12 protein-coding genes are annotated in these 15,441 nt (G+C 40.1%); 5 read left to right on the forward strand and 7 right to left on the reverse strand.

Annotated features, from left to right (window positions below; all coding sequences use genetic code 11):
* Positions 1-162: 162 nt before the first annotated feature.
* From ACINWC141_RS12895 to ACINWC141_RS12905, 3 genes are all read right to left on the reverse strand, one after another.
* Positions 163-855, reverse strand: coding sequence for an ion channel (locus tag ACINWC141_RS12895; protein WP_009391849.1), 693 nt, complete (start codon positions 853-855; stop codon positions 163-165).
* A gap of 170 nt (positions 856-1,025) precedes the next feature.
* Entirely contained in the window at positions 1,026-2,741 is a 1,716-nt protein-coding gene (locus tag ACINWC141_RS12900; RefSeq protein ID WP_009391852.1) for a cation acetate symporter, read from the reverse strand.
* Position 2,742: 1 nt separating this feature from the next.
* Positions 2,743-3,075 carry a DUF485 domain-containing protein gene (locus ACINWC141_RS12905; RefSeq protein WP_009391845.1) on the reverse strand — a complete coding sequence of 111 codons (333 nt, stop codon included), beginning with the start codon at positions 3,073-3,075 and terminating at the stop codon, positions 2,743-2,745.
* 182 nt (positions 3,076-3,257) lie between these two features.
* Here ACINWC141_RS12905 and ACINWC141_RS12910 point away from each other — a divergent pair, with 182 nt between their 5' ends.
* On the forward strand, positions 3,258-6,755 hold the full coding sequence (locus ACINWC141_RS12910) for a hybrid sensor histidine kinase/response regulator (RefSeq protein ID WP_009391863.1): 3,498 nt from the start codon (positions 3,258-3,260) through the stop codon (positions 6,753-6,755).
* 389 nt (positions 6,756-7,144) lie between these two features.
* Positions 7,145-7,912, forward strand: a complete 768-nt coding sequence (locus ACINWC141_RS12915; RefSeq protein ID WP_009391853.1) for a hypothetical protein — start codon at positions 7,145-7,147, stop codon at positions 7,910-7,912.
* A gap of 45 nt (positions 7,913-7,957) precedes the next feature.
* Here the strand turns inward: ACINWC141_RS12915 and ACINWC141_RS12920 are convergent, their stop codons facing one another.
* The gene (locus tag ACINWC141_RS12920) at positions 7,958-8,608 is read right to left on the reverse strand and encodes a response regulator (RefSeq protein WP_009391841.1); all 651 of its coding nucleotides are present in this window, start codon (positions 8,606-8,608) and stop codon (positions 7,958-7,960) included.
* A 376-nt stretch (positions 8,609-8,984) separates the two neighbouring features.
* Between ACINWC141_RS12920 and msuE the strand changes: the two genes are divergently transcribed.
* The gene (gene msuE, locus ACINWC141_RS12925; protein ID WP_009391851.1) at positions 8,985-9,722 is read left to right on the forward strand and encodes an FMN reductase; all 738 of its coding nucleotides are present in this window, start codon (positions 8,985-8,987) and stop codon (positions 9,720-9,722) included.
* Positions 9,723-9,766: 44 nt separating this feature from the next.
* Positions 9,767-10,879: a dimethylsulfone monooxygenase SfnG gene (gene sfnG, locus ACINWC141_RS12930; RefSeq protein ID WP_009391846.1), complete on the forward strand. Its 1,113-nt coding sequence runs from the start codon at positions 9,767-9,769 to the stop codon at positions 10,877-10,879.
* A 95-nt stretch (positions 10,880-10,974) separates the two neighbouring features.
* Here sfnG and ACINWC141_RS12935 read toward each other — a convergent pair whose 3' ends face one another.
* On the reverse strand, positions 10,975-11,388 hold the full coding sequence (locus ACINWC141_RS12935; RefSeq protein WP_009391859.1) for an Lrp/AsnC family transcriptional regulator: 414 nt from the start codon (positions 11,386-11,388) through the stop codon (positions 10,975-10,977).
* Between the two features lie 105 nt (positions 11,389-11,493).
* Here ACINWC141_RS12935 and ACINWC141_RS12940 point away from each other — a divergent pair, with 105 nt between their 5' ends.
* Positions 11,494-12,036: a cysteine hydrolase family protein gene (locus ACINWC141_RS12940; protein ID WP_009391848.1), complete on the forward strand. Its 543-nt coding sequence runs from the start codon at positions 11,494-11,496 to the stop codon at positions 12,034-12,036.
* 47 nt (positions 12,037-12,083) lie between these two features.
* On the opposite strand, the gene acs is transcribed toward ACINWC141_RS12940, so the two are convergent.
* Positions 12,084-14,033: an acetate--CoA ligase gene (gene acs, locus ACINWC141_RS12945; protein WP_009391858.1), complete on the reverse strand. Its 1,950-nt coding sequence runs from the start codon at positions 14,031-14,033 to the stop codon at positions 12,084-12,086.
* Between the two features lie 240 nt (positions 14,034-14,273).
* A protein-coding gene (locus ACINWC141_RS19705) for an IS4-like element ISAba1 family transposase (RefSeq protein ID WP_100222414.1) occupies positions 14,274-15,364 on the reverse strand; the annotation gives its coding sequence in 2 pieces (ribosomal slippage) (positions 14,274-14,824 and positions 14,824-15,364; 1,092 coding nt in all).
* Between the last annotated feature and the right edge of the window lie 77 nt (positions 15,365-15,441).

Here is a 15,441-nt window from a genome sequence, read left to right on the forward strand (position 1 = left end):
CTCCATGTTATTTTAATGACGAGTGACAGGCTTAAATGCCGATAAGATATTCATAGAATGAACAAAGCTAGGGCTTTCAATAGAGAAAGCCGATGACACTCTAAATAAACTTAAAGAATATTGCAGTTACAAAGGTGTAAATAAATTAAAACACCTCCTACATTATTTATCTGAATTTTTTTTAGGGAGGTGGGTAATATATTGTAAAGCAATTAATCGAGTTACGATTAAGGCTAAATACATGACACCACAGAACATTTGAAGCATGGCTAAAACGCGCGCTTGTGGCGTGATGGGCATTAGATCGGATAACCCGGTAGCCGACTGCAAGCTAAAGCTTAGGAAGAGTAAATCTAGCCAAGTTTGTAATGGATGAGGGTTATTTGGATTTTGAAAGCTATAGGGAAAGACGAGCTGGCAAATGTTGTATAAAAATGCAAAACCCCATGCAATCAGTGTAAAGACTGCTGCCGCCGCAAATAATTCATCTCTTGTTAAATATCGGTCAGCAAACATATAACGAAATAAACCATAGGCTGCCGAAAAGTAGGCCAGAGCTTCACAGCTATGAGCAAATAGCTGAATATATAAATTGCTATAGCCCAATACAATAAGTACTGATGACAGAATTGCACCGCTCACAAACGTTAAGCCTAAAAAAGTAAACATAGGCGTTTGGCGAATAACTTTGGCAATCAATAATAAAGCAAGAACACCTAATGACCAGGTTAAAGTTCGGTAAGGCAAACTATCCAATGTCAACATGGCTAAAATCAATAAAATAAACTGAACGAGTAACAGCCATGCAGAAGGCAATAAGCGAAAACTTGCCCAAAACTCAATAATTGATCGCATTATTATTTTCCTTGTCTCATTATGCTTTTTTGAGATTTAACAGATAATACTGTACACAAAACAGAGCAAACAAGTTGTTCTTTATTAATATCTAAACAGTAAATTGAAAATAAAAAAGTATAAAAAAAGCCCCGTAGGGCTTTTTAAAAAATGAGCTAACTATCTTAATTTTAGTGATCCGATGCACCCGATGCGCCAATACCTGTCATTGAACGAACATATTGAGCATCAAAAGCAGCACGCTCTTTTTTAGCACGTGCAGAGTTGTCAGTCACCGAGAACAACCAACAGCAAAGGAATGACAACGGCATAGCGAATAATGCAGGGCCATTGAATGGATTGATTGGTGTATCAGAGATTTTTAAAGTATCTACCCAAACTGCTTTAGACAGAATAATAAGTACGACTGCTGTTACAAGACCAACAACACCACCAATAACAGCTCCACGAGTTGTTAAACCTTTCCAGAACATAGAAAGAACAAGTATTGGGAAGTTTGCACAACAAGCTACAGAGAATGCCAAACCTACCATGAATGCTACGTTTTGCTTTTCAAACAAAATACCCAAAACCATTGCGAAGATTGCTAAACCTAATGTCGCAATTTTTGACATGCGAAGTTCTGAAGCAGGAGTTGTTTGACCTTTCTTGAATACGTTAGCGTATAAGTCGTGAGAGATTGCAGATGCGCCTGAAAGCGTTAAACCAGCAACAACAGCAAGAATGGTTGCGAACGCTACAGCTGAAATGAAGCCCATGAATAAGTCACCACCTAAAGCGTCACTTAAATGCACGGCTGCCATATTGTTACCACCAACAAGCTCAAGTTTGCCTGTTACTGCCATTTTTGCAACATCAAGGAATTGCGGATTGTTCGATACGAAAAGGATCGCACCGAAACCAATAATGAAAGTTAAAAGATAGAAGTAACCAATAAAACCTGTTGCAACCACAACCGATTTACGTGCTTCTTTTGCATCTTTTACAGTGAAGAAACGCATAAGAATGTGTGGAAGACCTGCTGTACCAAACATTAATGCCAAACCTAGAGACAAGGCATCAATCGGATTTGCCGCAAGTTTACCCGGCCCCATGATTTTTGCAGCATCGGTTAAGCTGATGTCGTGTACTTTACTGAAAACTTCAATTGATTGGCTAAACATGTTGCTAAAGCTGAAACCGACTGCTTTCATTACCATGAATGCCATGAAGGTTGCACCACTGAGTAACATAACCGCTTTGATAATTTGTACCCATGTCGTTGCCAACATGCCACCAAAGATGACATATGCCATCATCAAAAGACCAACGATGACTACAGCAATGTTGTAGTTCAAACCAAATAGTAATTTGATGAGCTGACCCGCACCTACCATTTGAGCAATCAAATAGAATGCCACAACAACAAGTGAACTGATTGCAGCTAAAGTACGTACTGGTTTTTCTTCAAGGCGGAATGAAACCACATCTGAAAGGTTGTATTTACCAAGGTTACGCAAACGTTCTGCAACCAAGAATAAAACGATTGGCCAGCCTACCATAAACCCAAGCGAGTAAAGTAAGCCATCAAACCCCGAACTAAACACAAGTGCAGAAATACCGAGGAAAGATGCAGCAGACATATAGTCACCCGCAATTGCCAGACCATTCTGGAAACCGCTGATTCCACCACCTGCTGTATAGAAATCTTGTGTAGATTGAGTTTGTTTCGCCGCCCACTTAGTAATGAACAAAGTGAAACCAACAAAAATGACAAACATAATAATGGCATGCCAGTTGGTTGCTTGTTGTTCAGCTTCACCCAGATCTGGACTCGCCATAGCCACTGTTGAATATAGCGATGCTGCTGCCAATAAAGCTTTCGCCTTTAATGAATTCCATTTCATATTAGTGTAGTCCTTTATCATGCGTGATGGCTTCAACTTCCTTCAACGCTTCTTCACTCAACTGGTCAAGGGTATTATTTGCGATAAAAGAATACACGCCACACAGTAGGAAAGATAAAACAATAATTCCTAAACCTAGCGGGATTCCCCATGTCGTTACACCACCACTAAATGAACTCATCAAAAATTCTTTGTTGTAGCCAACAAGCAGCATAAAACCCACATAAAGAATTAACATGATGATTGTGAGCGTCCAACTTAATGCACTTTTTTTCTTGACCATCTTTTGAAACTTTGGATTGCGTAGAATCTGTTCTACTTGGTTCTGATCCATAACCAAACTCCTTGCCCTGTGTCCAGCCTTGGCCACTTTTTTAATAGTAGTTTCTCAGTATTCAAGTTAGCAAAATTACGTGTAATTCGTAACTTAGACTTTGGTCGTTAAATTTTAATCAATTTATAGCTTTGTTTCTGCTTGGGGTATGATAGGCACAAGGTTTTAATCATGTGAGTCATATGAACAGCTGGCTGATTATTGGGGTACTCACCCTTTATATAGCACTCTTATTTATTTGTGCTTTTTTTGGTGAAAAGCATGCCAGCCGTCTGAGTACACGTGGCCGCATGTTCTTGTTCAGCTTAACGCTAGGCGTTTACTGTTCATCATGGACATTTTATGGCGCAACCGGAGCCGCTGTTCGGGAAGGCGTCATTTTCTTGCCTATTTACTTAGGCCCCCTCTTATTTGTCTGGTTTGGTTATGACATTTGGCGGCGTTTAGGCCGGGTACGTCAGCACCACGCCATCTCATCAATTGCCGATTTTGTTGCGGCACGTTATGGAAAAAGTGGCGTCTTGGCTTCGCTGGTCACTATTTTGGCCGTAATCGCAATTATTCCCTATCTGGCTCTCCAGTTACGTGCAATTGCTTTAAGCACGTCTGTCATTATGGAACAGAATGCTCATATCCATACAACCACCAATAGTGTTTTACTTTTAACCAGCGTACTGGCTATTTTGGCAATGATCTTTGGTACAAGGCAAATTGCCAATACCGAGCAACATGGCGGCCTCATGTTAGCCGTCGCATTTGAATCTTTTGTAAAATTATTCGCGCTGATTTGCGTTGCTTTATTTTTTATTTTTGAAACACCAGCGAACCTTGTACAAGTCACAGCCGATGTGAACCAAACTTTTCAGGAAGTTCAATTATTTGGAGTACCTGAAACCTTCTGGATTCAGACCTTATTGGCAGGTTTGGCAATTATCTGTTTACCACGCCAATTTCATGTCGCAGTTGTCGAACTACGTGATGAAAAGCATATTCGTGGCGCGCGCAAATGGTTTGCGGCTTATCTCATTTTAACAATTTTAGCTATTATCCCAATTGCAAGCTGGGCTTTGCACGCAGCACCAAAGTTTCTGACTGTACCCGATGTTGCGGTACTCTCATTACCCCTGAGTTATAACCAAGAGTGGTTGGCTTTACTGGCCTTTTTAGGTGGGTTCTCTGCATCAACAGGCATGTTGCTGGTTTCATCTGTTGCCTTGTCTATTATGCTCAGTAACGACTTGATTATGCCCGCACTCTGGCGTTTTAAGTTGTTGTCACGTCACGATAAACATTTACCTAAAGTTCTTAAATTTAGCCGCCGTATTAGTATTGTCGCGGTCATGCTCCTTGGTTTTTTATTCTTCCATTTCTTTAATGATATTAACCAGCTTTCAGTATTCGGCCTCTTAGCTTTTAGTGCTGTTGCCCAGTTTGCACCTGCGCTCATTGGAGGCTTATATTGGCGTGGCGGAAGCCGCCAAGGGGTCTATGCGGGTCTTATCGTTGGATTTTTAATGTGGAGTTATACCTTATTATTTCCAACAATTTTACGTAGCTTGCCAGAGTTTTATCAGGAAACAGCCCAAAGTATTTTACTTTTTGGTCCCTTTGGAATTAATGCCTTACGTCCAGAGTCGCTTTTTGGTTTTGAATCATTTGCACCTTTAACCCACGGCGTTATTTGGTCACTCGGTTTAAATATTGTTTTATATATCTGGATTTCAAAAATTTATCGACCAAGCGTGGCCGAGCAAATTCAGGCTGAAAGCTTTTTCTATTATGAAACCAAGCCCTTGCCATCACCGCATACGTCTACCGATTTAACCTATTTACCTCACGATGCTGCACGTTTAAAAGTAGGAGATCTATTCGCTCTTGCTAAACGAATTACGGGTGAACAACCAACAACTCAAGCATTTGAAAATTTTTGTGAGCAAAATCATCTCACGCTCAACCCAAATAGCATCGCGAATGGTATGTGGTGGCGTTTTACCGAGCAATATCTAGCTGGCATTATCGGTGCTGCCTCTGCTCGTACGTTGCTGACTACCGCAATGATCAATAATGGTCTCGCATTAGGCCAAGTCGCGAATATTTTAGACCAAGCCTCACAATGGCAACGTTTCAACCAAAACCTGCTCATGACCATGATTGACCACATGACCCAAGGGGTGAGTGTAGTTGATAAAAATATGTGTTTGGTGGCCTGGAATAACCAATATTTAAAACTGTTTGGTTACCCAAAAGACTTAGTCTATGTAGGTTGTCCAATTGCCGACCTGATTCGTTATAACGCTGAACGCGGCGAATGCGGTCCCGGTTCAGTCGAAGAACATGTTCGTAAACGCTTGCACTGGATGAAAGTCGGAAGCGCGCATGAATTTGAACGAATCCGTAAAGACGGACGCGTTATTCAAATGCGTGGTAATCCTATTTCAGGCGGAGGCTTTGTGACGACATTTGCCGACATTACTGCTTTCCGTGCAAATGAGGCAATACTTGAAGCCCGGGTAAAAAACCGTACCCAACAGCTTGCTGATGCTTTATCAGAACAACAACTTGCACGTGAACAAGCCGATATGGCGAATATGTCGAAAAGCCGATTTATTGCTGCGGCAAGTCATGACTTATTACAACCGATGCATGCGGCTCGTCTCTTTAGTACGGTTCTTGAACAAAGCATTGCCACAGAAGAAGACCGTCAAACTTTGCAACAACTTGACCGTGCTCTGTATGGTGCAGAAAGCATGCTCTCTGCCCTACTCGATATTGCTCGTTTAGAAGGCGGTACCATACAGCCAAAAAGACAGCCTTATCCATTACACGATTTATTAAACGATCTTGAACTACAGTTTAAATCGATTGCCGCACAGCGAAATATTTCACTCAAAGTTCACGATGTATCGTTCTGGATTGACACCGATCCACAGTGGATTCGACGTATTATTCAGAACTTTGTCAGTAATGCTCTGCGTTATACAGCCAAAGGCCGAGTGGTTGTGGGCGTTTTACGCTCGGCGCAAAAATCTGGTCATATTCGAATCGGAGTCTGGGACACTGGCCCTGGAATTGCCGAAGAGCAACGTATTAAACTGTTTCAAGAGTTCGAACGCTGTGGGCATTTATCACCTTGGGGTGAGCAAGGTCTAGGTTTAGGCCTCGCGATTGTGCAGCGTATGACAGGTTTATTGAATTATCCTGTTCATGTCTACTCACAGCTTGAGAAAGGCTCATGCTTTATGATTGAAGTCCCAGTCGTAGAAGCGCCAAAAGTAATTACTCCAACCGTGCAAACAGTGCCGTTAAAAACTAAGGCCTACCGGATTTTGTGTTTAGATAACGATGAAACTATTTTAGAGGGTATGAGTAGTTTACTTGGTCGATGGGGATATCAGGTCTTTAAAGCCACTGAACCTGAACAAGCACTGGAGATTATTCAAAAAGAGAATATTCAGGTTTGGCTTATCGATCAGCATTTAAATAATAACCAACTGGGTGTCGATTTTATTTTGCAAAATCGACAGCATGACGTTCCTGTTGCTTTAATTACAGCGGACTCTCATCCAGAGTTACCTCAGCAATTGAAAGAATTGAATATTGTTTTACTCAAAAAACCCCTTAAACCGGCCTCTCTAAGAGCGTGGCTGTCGGGACTTAAAATTGCCAGCGTAGCAGATTAAATATTTTCTCTCCTAAGCCTTCTTATAGGTTTGGGAGAGATTTCTGGCAAAAGTTATAGGTTTAATTTAAGCCAATAGGCAGAACTGCTCAAAAAGTCTACTTTTGTTGATTGAATAATTGGCTAAACTTTCCAACAGCCCTTTTTCTATGGCAAAGCCCACCTTTTTTGTAAGTGAACACTTGTATACTTAGTTACAATTTAATAAATACTTGTTTTTTAATATTATTATTAAACAAAAAGCGTCATATACGACTTTAGTCGTATTCTACTTGCATTCTTGATGACACATAACTATTCCAAACGCATTTGATAAATGTATAACCATTTTTTAACCCATTTCTATATTAAGCACCACCTGCTCACGAATTAATGCAAAGGATAACTGCCATGAATATTTCTGATAACAGCCCCCAAGGTCAACTTTCTTCTCAACAATTTTATCGTCAATACAGTGCCAATGCTTTACTTCCTGAACTCGATTGGCAAAGTATTTTTCCCAACAGCAAACTGAATGAAGCCCATATCAAAGCATTAAATACGATTTATCAAAGTGCAGTCCCACTCGCACTTAATGTGTTTCATGATCTAAATTTTGATGTATTCGCACCTGCTGCTTATCATCCTCAAGGTTTAGGCCTATTTGATAAATTGGCGCAACAAGAAGAGAGCTTCTTACAAGTCCTTACAGCTGAAAGTGAAAACCTAGATCATGACACACGTCATCAAATTTGGAGCATGTTACTTCGCGGTGGAGCTGTACTGGTTTTCAAAGCTTGGCTTGGTCACGTCAAACTTGGCGAAAATCAGTTAGATATGACTCAGTTTGATGAACTCTCTGACTTACTCTTTATTAAGACTCATCCAGATCAATTGGCTGAACGTCTACATGTCGATGAAAAAGCAAAACTCGACCATATCTTCTTAATGTATGGCAATGATATTTTCCTTGATCGCTTTAACAGCCTAGAAACAGCTGCTCTGTTCGTCGATTTAGGTGTTTATGATGCAGCCTTCTTAAGCTTACGTGACGACCGCGTGGCTGAATATTTAAAAAAGAAAGGTTATGTGACTCAAGAACAAATTGATGATTTGCAATGTGCCCTTAACCCATTGTACTGCGACAGCCTAACGCCAAAGCAAGATTGCCTTGCTTAAGTGGCACCCATAAAAAAGACCTCAATCGAGGTCTTTTTTTTCTTTTTAGATTTTCTTATCTTCAATATTGAGTGCACTAATGGCCAATACGGCTTGTGTACGGTTTTGCACACCTAATTTTCTAAAGATCGCTGTCACATGCGCTTTAATCGTTGCTTCCGAAACATCGAGTTCGTATGCGATCTGTTTATTTAACAAACCTTCTGCAACCATCATCAAAACACGGAATTGCTGAGGTGTTAAAGATTGTATACGTTCAGCTAACGCAGTTTCATCTGCTGCTCTCGGGTCAAGATTAAGATTAGATGGCAAGTTAGGTGGTAACCAGATATCACCTTCTAAAACTTGACGAATCGCTTCGCCAATATGACTGGGATGAGCAGATTTAGGAATATAACCCATCGCGCCATGTGCAATCGCACGCTGGATGATTGAAGTTTCTTCATGTGCAGAAACTACAATTATTGGAATAGCTGGATACTGTGCTCGTACATAGACTAGAGCCGAAAAGCCTGAAGCACCCGGTAAATTTAAATCGAGTAATACTAGATCAGGTTCTGCCCCATTTTCCAAACGCTCATAAAACTCATCAACCGAAGCTGTTTCATGAATTTGTGCCTGTGGCAGGCTATAACGTACTGCTTGAATTAAAGCATGACGAAACAAAGGATGATCATCAACGATTAAAATATTCATAAGCGATTAAAGTAATCTTGAGCATAAGTATGGCCTATTGTAACCCTACTATTTAGATGAAAGATACGTTCATCTTATCCATTTTTATGCAAAATGTTGATAAATGCAGAACTTAGCTAAAATTTTCAGATGTTTTTTAACATTTAATCAAAATTAATCTGTTTTTTATATAAGCTTCCTTTTTATTATAAAAAATATATCATCAATAATTATATAAAATAAAAACAGCAACTTACTATAAAAATAAAGTATAAAAATCCACTATTTATCTTTTATATTTAAAACTGATAAGGTTGACCAATTTCGTTATTTTACAGTTCGCCGTCATTGTTGATTAATAAGTCCAATCTCTTGTTTTAGGCTTAGGAACCAAATTATGACTGGTATCACATCACCAAAACCTTTGAATATTGTTGCTGTTTCTGGTGGCTTAAATACCCCATCTAAAACGGAAAGTCTGGTTCAAGCCATTCTTGATGAGTTATCCGAAGCAACCGACATTAAAGTTCATTTTATTAAATTAAGCGAAATTGGGCCTTTATTAGGCGGTGCATTTTATCGCAATCAACTTCCACAGCGCGTGCAAGACGACCTTGCAGCGGTTGAAGCAGCTGATGCTTTAATTGTAGGTACACCAGTTTACCGTGCATCTTTTACGGGTCTTTTCAAACATTTCTTCGATTTTGTTGAACAAACTGCATTAGTCGATGTACCTGTACTTTTAGCAGCATCGGGCGGTAGCGATCGCCATGCTCTTGTACTTGAACATCAACTTCGTCCATTGTTCAGCTTCTTCCAAGCACAAACTTTACCAATTGGCGTATATGCGACCGATCGCGACTTTACTCCTGAATATACGGTGAAAAGTGAGCAATTATCAGATCGTATTACGTTAGCCGTGGCACGTGCATTGCCAATTTTAGAATGGGCGCCAGCGAAAGGTAAACGTGCTGAAGTAGTCAAATCTAAGACTCAGCAAGCAAATCAAGAACTTGGTATTAACAAGCAAATTGAGCAAGAAGAAGTTTTGCCTTCAGCGGCTGTACCAGATCTTGATGCGGCAGAGTCTCGCTTGCATCACAAGTCTGGCAAATCATTAACGCATGTTGCCTAAGTGCAATATGTCTAAATAAAAATAACGAATGGGGAGAACGCACCATGACGCAATTACAACAACCGATTAAATTTGCTTATTGGGTACCAAATGTGAGCGGTGGCCTTGTTGTAAGTAACATTGAACAGCGTACAGACTGGAGTTACGACTACAATGTCCGACTTGCACAAGCTGCCGAAAACAATGGTTTTGAATATGCGCTCACCCAAATTCGTTTTACGGCGGGCTATGGGGCAGAAAACCAGCATGAATCCGTGAGTTTCAGTCATGCATTACTGGCAAAAACTGAAAAACTTAAGGTGATTGCGGCTATTCTGCCCGGCCCCTGGAAACCGGCACTCGCTGCTAAACAACTTGCCACAATCGATTATCTCACCGAAGGTCGTATTGCCATTAATGTGGTAAGTGGCTGGTTTAGAGGTGAGTTTGATGCGATTGGTGAAGAGTGGCCAGAGCATGACCAACGTTATGTCCGCTCTGAAGAATTTATTCGCACATTAAAAGGAATCTGGACCACCGATAACTATAGTTTCGATGGTAAATACTACCAATTTCAAAACTACACGCTTAAACCGAAACCTTTGCAAAAGCCTCATATTGAAGTGTTTCAAGGCGGCAGCTCACGTGCTGCACGCGACATGGCTTCACGTGTTTCTGATTGGTATTTCACCAACGGGAATACGGTAGAGGAAATTCAAAAACAAGTCGAAGACATTCGTACTAAAGCAAAAGCCAATAATCACCATGTCAAAATTGGGGTGAATGCGTTCATTATTGCCAGAGATACCGAAGAAGAAGCAAAAGCGGTACTTCAAGAAATTATTGATAAAGCCAATACTGAAGCGGTAAATGCATTTGGTGATGCAACACGTGAAGCAGGCGCAGCTTCTCCAGAGCAACAAGGTAACTGGGCAAAATCAAGTTTTGAAGATTTAGTGCAATATAACGATGGATTTAAAACCAATTTGATTGGTACGCCAGAACAAATTGCAGAGCGTATTGTGGCGCTTAAAGATGTAGGTGTTGATTTAATTCTTTCTGGCTTCTTACATTTCATTGAAGAGGTAGAATATTTTGGAGAAAAAGTTCTGCCCCTCGTTCGTGAATTAGAACTTCAACAACAAAAGGAGGTAGATATTCCAGCGAAATCAGCCTAAAAAACTCCAGCCAAAACAGCGCAAGACAATAAAAACAATAAATTAAAAATAAAGACTTATTGGCTCCAAGACTCGGCTTGGAGCTTTATTTTTTTTTAAGATTTCTCAACTTCTCGAATCACAGTTTCAACCGAATAACGGCACCACTTTGAAAGTTTTTCAATAAATTCATTTAATGCTGAGGGTTCGAAATGGCTTATGATCATATAACAAGCATTGCCCATGACTTTAAAACATTCATCGATTTGTTCGTATTGCTTCACTAAATTTTCAATTTCTTCAAATGCGCGTTGTTCATTTAAATGCAAATGAATAAATTGTTTATGCGAATATTGAACGGCAATGGTGTAGTTTTTGATAACACCAGCATCCATCAACTGAGCAATACGAGCACCCACCGCCTGCCCTGTCCGGTGAACTCGCTGTCCAATTTCTTTATTGGTTAATCGAGAATCCTGTTTAAGCAATGCAATAATTTTTAGATCAATCGGGTCTAATTCAATATTCATTTTTCATGGCGAAAGAAAACGGGCGGTAATGCTTTCATCTGACTATAGCCGATTTTTCAAGCAGAGAATAATCTTGTTTTATCTCATATCAACAAGAGTAATCTCATGAAACAAGCACTATTAGTTATCGATGTACAAAATGATTATTTTAAAAATGGCAAAATGGAATTAGTGGGACCAGATCAAGCGCTTGAAAAAATAAAACAGCTCGAACAATATTTTAACGAGAAAAACTTACCAATCATTTATGTACAACATATTAATCCACCACAAGCCAGCTTCTTCCAAGAAAATACAGATGGTGTTTTACTTCACCCTGAACTGAGCGCTCACGATGATGCATTAATTGTGATAAAACATTATCCAAATAGTTTTTTAGAAACCAATTTAGACAAACTTTTAAAAGCACATCAAATTGAGCAACTCATAATTACAGGCATGATGACGCATATGTGTATTGATTCAGGTACACGTGCAGCCAAAGAACTTGGCTATCAACCCATCTTGATTGCAGATGCAACTGCCACTCGTGATTTAAGCCATAACGGAAAAACTGTAAAGGCTGAAGACGTACAAACTGCTTTTTTGACTGCGCTTAGTACGTTTGCAACTGTACAAAATACCACCGATTTTCTGGCGAAATCTTAAATAAAACTCAATAAAAAAGCCCCGATTGGAGCTTTTTTATTGAAATGTTATTTTTGTCTATCGGGATAAACCGTTGCAATGAGCTGATCTACCACTGCTGGTTCAGCCAAAGTAGATGTATCACCTAAACTATCCAGCTCATTAGCCGCGATTTTTCCTAAAATACGACGCATGATTTTACCTGAACGCGTTTTAGGTAACGCTGGTGCCCAGTGTAGTGCGTCAGGTGAAGCCACTGGTCCGAGTACTTTACGTACCCAGCTAATTAACTCTTTTCGCAGTTCTTCCGACTCTGGAACGCCTGCTTGCAAGGTCACGAAAGTACAAATACCTTGTCCTTTAATGTCATGTGGCATTCCCACGACGGCAGCTTCTGCCACAGCTTCATGCGACACAAGAGCACTTTCAATTTCAGCAGTGCCTAGACGGTGTCCAGAAACGTTTAAAACATCATCCACACGGCCTGTGATCCAGTAATAGCCGTCTTCATCACGACGAGCACCATCACCTGTGAAGTAGGTATTTTTAAAGGTCGAGAAATAAGCCTCAATAAAGCGGTCCGGATCACCCCAAATGGTACGCATCTGGCCTGGCCATGAATCTTTAATCACCAGATTACCTTCAACCGCACCTTCTAGCTCATTGCCCTCCCCATCGACAATGGCAGGTTGAATACCAAATAACGGACGTGTTGCAGAACCCGGTTTTAAAGCTGTTGCGCCTGGTAACGGTGCAATTAAAATACCACCTGTCTCAGTTTGCCACCATGTATCAACAATCGGGCAGCGGCCTTCACCAACAACATTGTAGTACCAGTTCCAAGCTTCAGGGTTAATAGGCTCACCAACCGAACCGAGTAAACGTAAACTGCTACGGTTACTTTCACGTACAAACGAATCACCTTCACGCATCATGGCGCGAATCGCAGTTGGCGCTGTATATAAAATCGAGACTTTATGTTTATCGACCACATGACCAAGACGTGCCCATGTTGGGTATTGAGGAACACCCTCAAACATTAAAGTCGTGGTGCCATTTGCCAGTGGTCCATAGAGCAAATAACTATGTCCTGTAATCCAGCCGACATCAGCCGTACACCAGTACACATCATCTTGTTTTAAATCGAAGACCTCTTTAAAGGTACTTGCCACATAAACCAGATAACCGCCTGTGGTATGCAAAACGCCTTTTGGTTTGCCTGTCGAACCAGAAGTGTAAAGAATAAATAATGGATCCTCTGCCTTCATCGGCTCTGGAGGACAATTTGCATCAACCTCCATAATAATAAGGTGATACCACAAATCACGCCCCGGCTTCATTTCAATCGGGTTGGCATTACGGTAAACCACAACTACATTTTCAACGCACTCTGTGCCCGGTAACTCTAGAGCTAAATCAACATTTTCTTTGAGTGGCAACAACTTGCCTGCACGTAGACTTGAGTCTGCTGTAATCACCAGTTTAGCTTGGCTATCTTCAATACGGCTTGCCAACGAGTCTGGCGAGAACCCACCAAACACCACACAATGAACCGCACCAATACGAGTACAAGCCAACATGGCAATTGCAGCCTCAGTCACCATCGGCATATACAACACAACACGGTCACCTTTACCAATGCCATATTTCTTCAAAACGTTAGCAAAGCGGCAGACTTCGTCGTGTAATTCTTTATAAGAAACGATTTTATGGCGTGAAGGATGATCACCTTCCCAAATAATGGCTGGTTTATGAGGGTGTTCTTTAAGATGCCTGTCTAGGCAGTTTGCTGACACATTCAACTCACCATCAGCAAACCATTCAATTTTGAAATTGTCTTTATCAAAACTCGTATTTTTAACTTGGGTAAATGGTTTTATCCAATCGACAATTTTAGCTTGCTCTGCCCAGAATTCATCTGGGTTCTCGATAGAGTGTTGATAACGTTTAAAGTAGTCTGCTTCAACTGTACGAGCTGTTTTTTTAAATTCCTCTGGTACTGGATAGATCTCATTCATAAGCAACTTCCTTGATCTTGTGCATCCCATCTCGAGACTGTGGCTATTATTTTACTGGATCTTATTTGCATGCCTTTGCAGTATGATGACTCTTTCAAAGTCCAAACAATGCGACTTTGGTCATATATTAACCACTTACTCAAGCATACGAAATTGTGAATATTTTTATAAAATTAAGTTGATTTAAAACATTTGTCTATAGCTTTTACTTTTATAATTTTTCTCTGTACACGACAAATTTCACAGAACCCTTATCCTATCAGGATTCTGCTTTCTTAAAATTGCCAAAATTTCCTTAAACTCTTCTTTTTTCCCAAAACCAATTAAACGCTGAATCGCCATTTGAACATAGTCTAAACCATAGCGAAATAAACTCATTGAGAGTCGTCCATGCTTCTTTATTTTTATCGCTTTTTTTTGATTATGTTGCCATTCACCCGTTAAGTAACACCAACAGAAGCTTATAGCTAACACCGCAATCAATTTTTTCACTCGTCTAGGGTCTGTCAAGCGCGTATTTTCAAGATTAAACCCGCGTCCTTTGAGACAACTGAATAAGGTTTCAATTTCCCAGCGTAATGCATAATCCTGAATAGCATTGGCATTAAACTGAGGAGAAACGACGAGTAAAAGCTCTCCATTTTCTAACTGTAGTGCACTTATATATAGTTTCACCCGACCAACCAAAATCCGTCGTTTACGACATTCAATTTGACCAACTTTAAGATGGCGAAATAAATCACTAATTTTATGATTCTTTCCTAAATGATTGGTGACAATGAAGTTTTTTTAACACGAATGCAGAAGTTGATGTCTTGTTCAATTAACCATGTAAACCACTGCTCACCGATAAACTCTCTGTCTGCGAACACATTCACAATACGGTCTTTACCAAAAATGGCTATAAAGCGTTGAATCAAAGCAATACGCTCTTTCGTATCTGAATTTCCACGTTTATTAAGCAATGTCCAAAGGATAGGTATCGCTATTCCACGATAAACGATTGCGAGCATCAGGATATTAATATTTCGTTTTCCCCATTTCCAATTGGTTCTATCTAAAGTCAGTTGCACTTTGTCGAATGAAAACATATTGAAAATCAACTGAGAAATTTGACGATAATCAAAATACTGACCTGCAAAGAAGCGCTGCATACGTCGATAAAATGATTGTGGTAAGCACTTGATGGGCAAGGCTTTAGATGCAGAAGAAAGATTACATGTTTGCTTTAAAATGATCACAAGCATGATGAGCGCAAAGCACTTTAAATGTGACTTGTTCCATTTTAGAGATTTGTTTAAGATAAGATATAACTCATTGAGATGTGTCATAGTATTCGTCGTTAGAAAACAATTATTGTGACATTATTTCAATGAGTTATCTATTTTTGTCGTGTACAGAGATAATT

Origin of the sequence: Acinetobacter sp. WC-141 (assembly GCF_000313935.1) — a bacterium.
Lineage (GTDB): Bacteria > Pseudomonadota > Gammaproteobacteria > Pseudomonadales > Moraxellaceae > Acinetobacter.

Coding starts and splice junctions, on each gene's coding strand:
- ACINWC141_RS12895 (WP_009391849.1), bottom strand. CDS start 855: ATGCGATCAATTATTGAGTTTTGGGCAAGTTTTCGCTTATTGCCTTCT.
- ACINWC141_RS12900 (WP_009391852.1), bottom strand. CDS start 2,741: ATGAAATGGAATTCATTAAAGGCGAAAGCTTTATTGGCAGCAGCATCG.
- ACINWC141_RS12905 (WP_009391845.1), bottom strand. CDS start 3,075: ATGGATCAGAACCAAGTAGAACAGATTCTACGCAATCCAAAGTTTCAA.
- ACINWC141_RS12910 (WP_009391863.1), top strand. CDS start 3,258: ATGAACAGCTGGCTGATTATTGGGGTACTCACCCTTTATATAGCACTC.
- ACINWC141_RS12915 (WP_009391853.1), top strand. CDS start 7,145: ATGAATATTTCTGATAACAGCCCCCAAGGTCAACTTTCTTCTCAACAA.
- ACINWC141_RS12920 (WP_009391841.1), bottom strand. CDS start 8,608: ATGAATATTTTAATCGTTGATGATCATCCTTTGTTTCGTCATGCTTTA.
- msuE (WP_009391851.1), top strand. CDS start 8,985: ATGACTGGTATCACATCACCAAAACCTTTGAATATTGTTGCTGTTTCT.
- sfnG (WP_009391846.1), top strand. CDS start 9,767: ATGACGCAATTACAACAACCGATTAAATTTGCTTATTGGGTACCAAAT.
- ACINWC141_RS12935 (WP_009391859.1), bottom strand. CDS start 11,388: ATGAATATTGAATTAGACCCGATTGATCTAAAAATTATTGCATTGCTT.
- ACINWC141_RS12940 (WP_009391848.1), top strand. CDS start 11,494: ATGAAACAAGCACTATTAGTTATCGATGTACAAAATGATTATTTTAAA.
- acs (WP_009391858.1), bottom strand. CDS start 14,033: ATGAATGAGATCTATCCAGTACCAGAGGAATTTAAAAAAACAGCTCGT.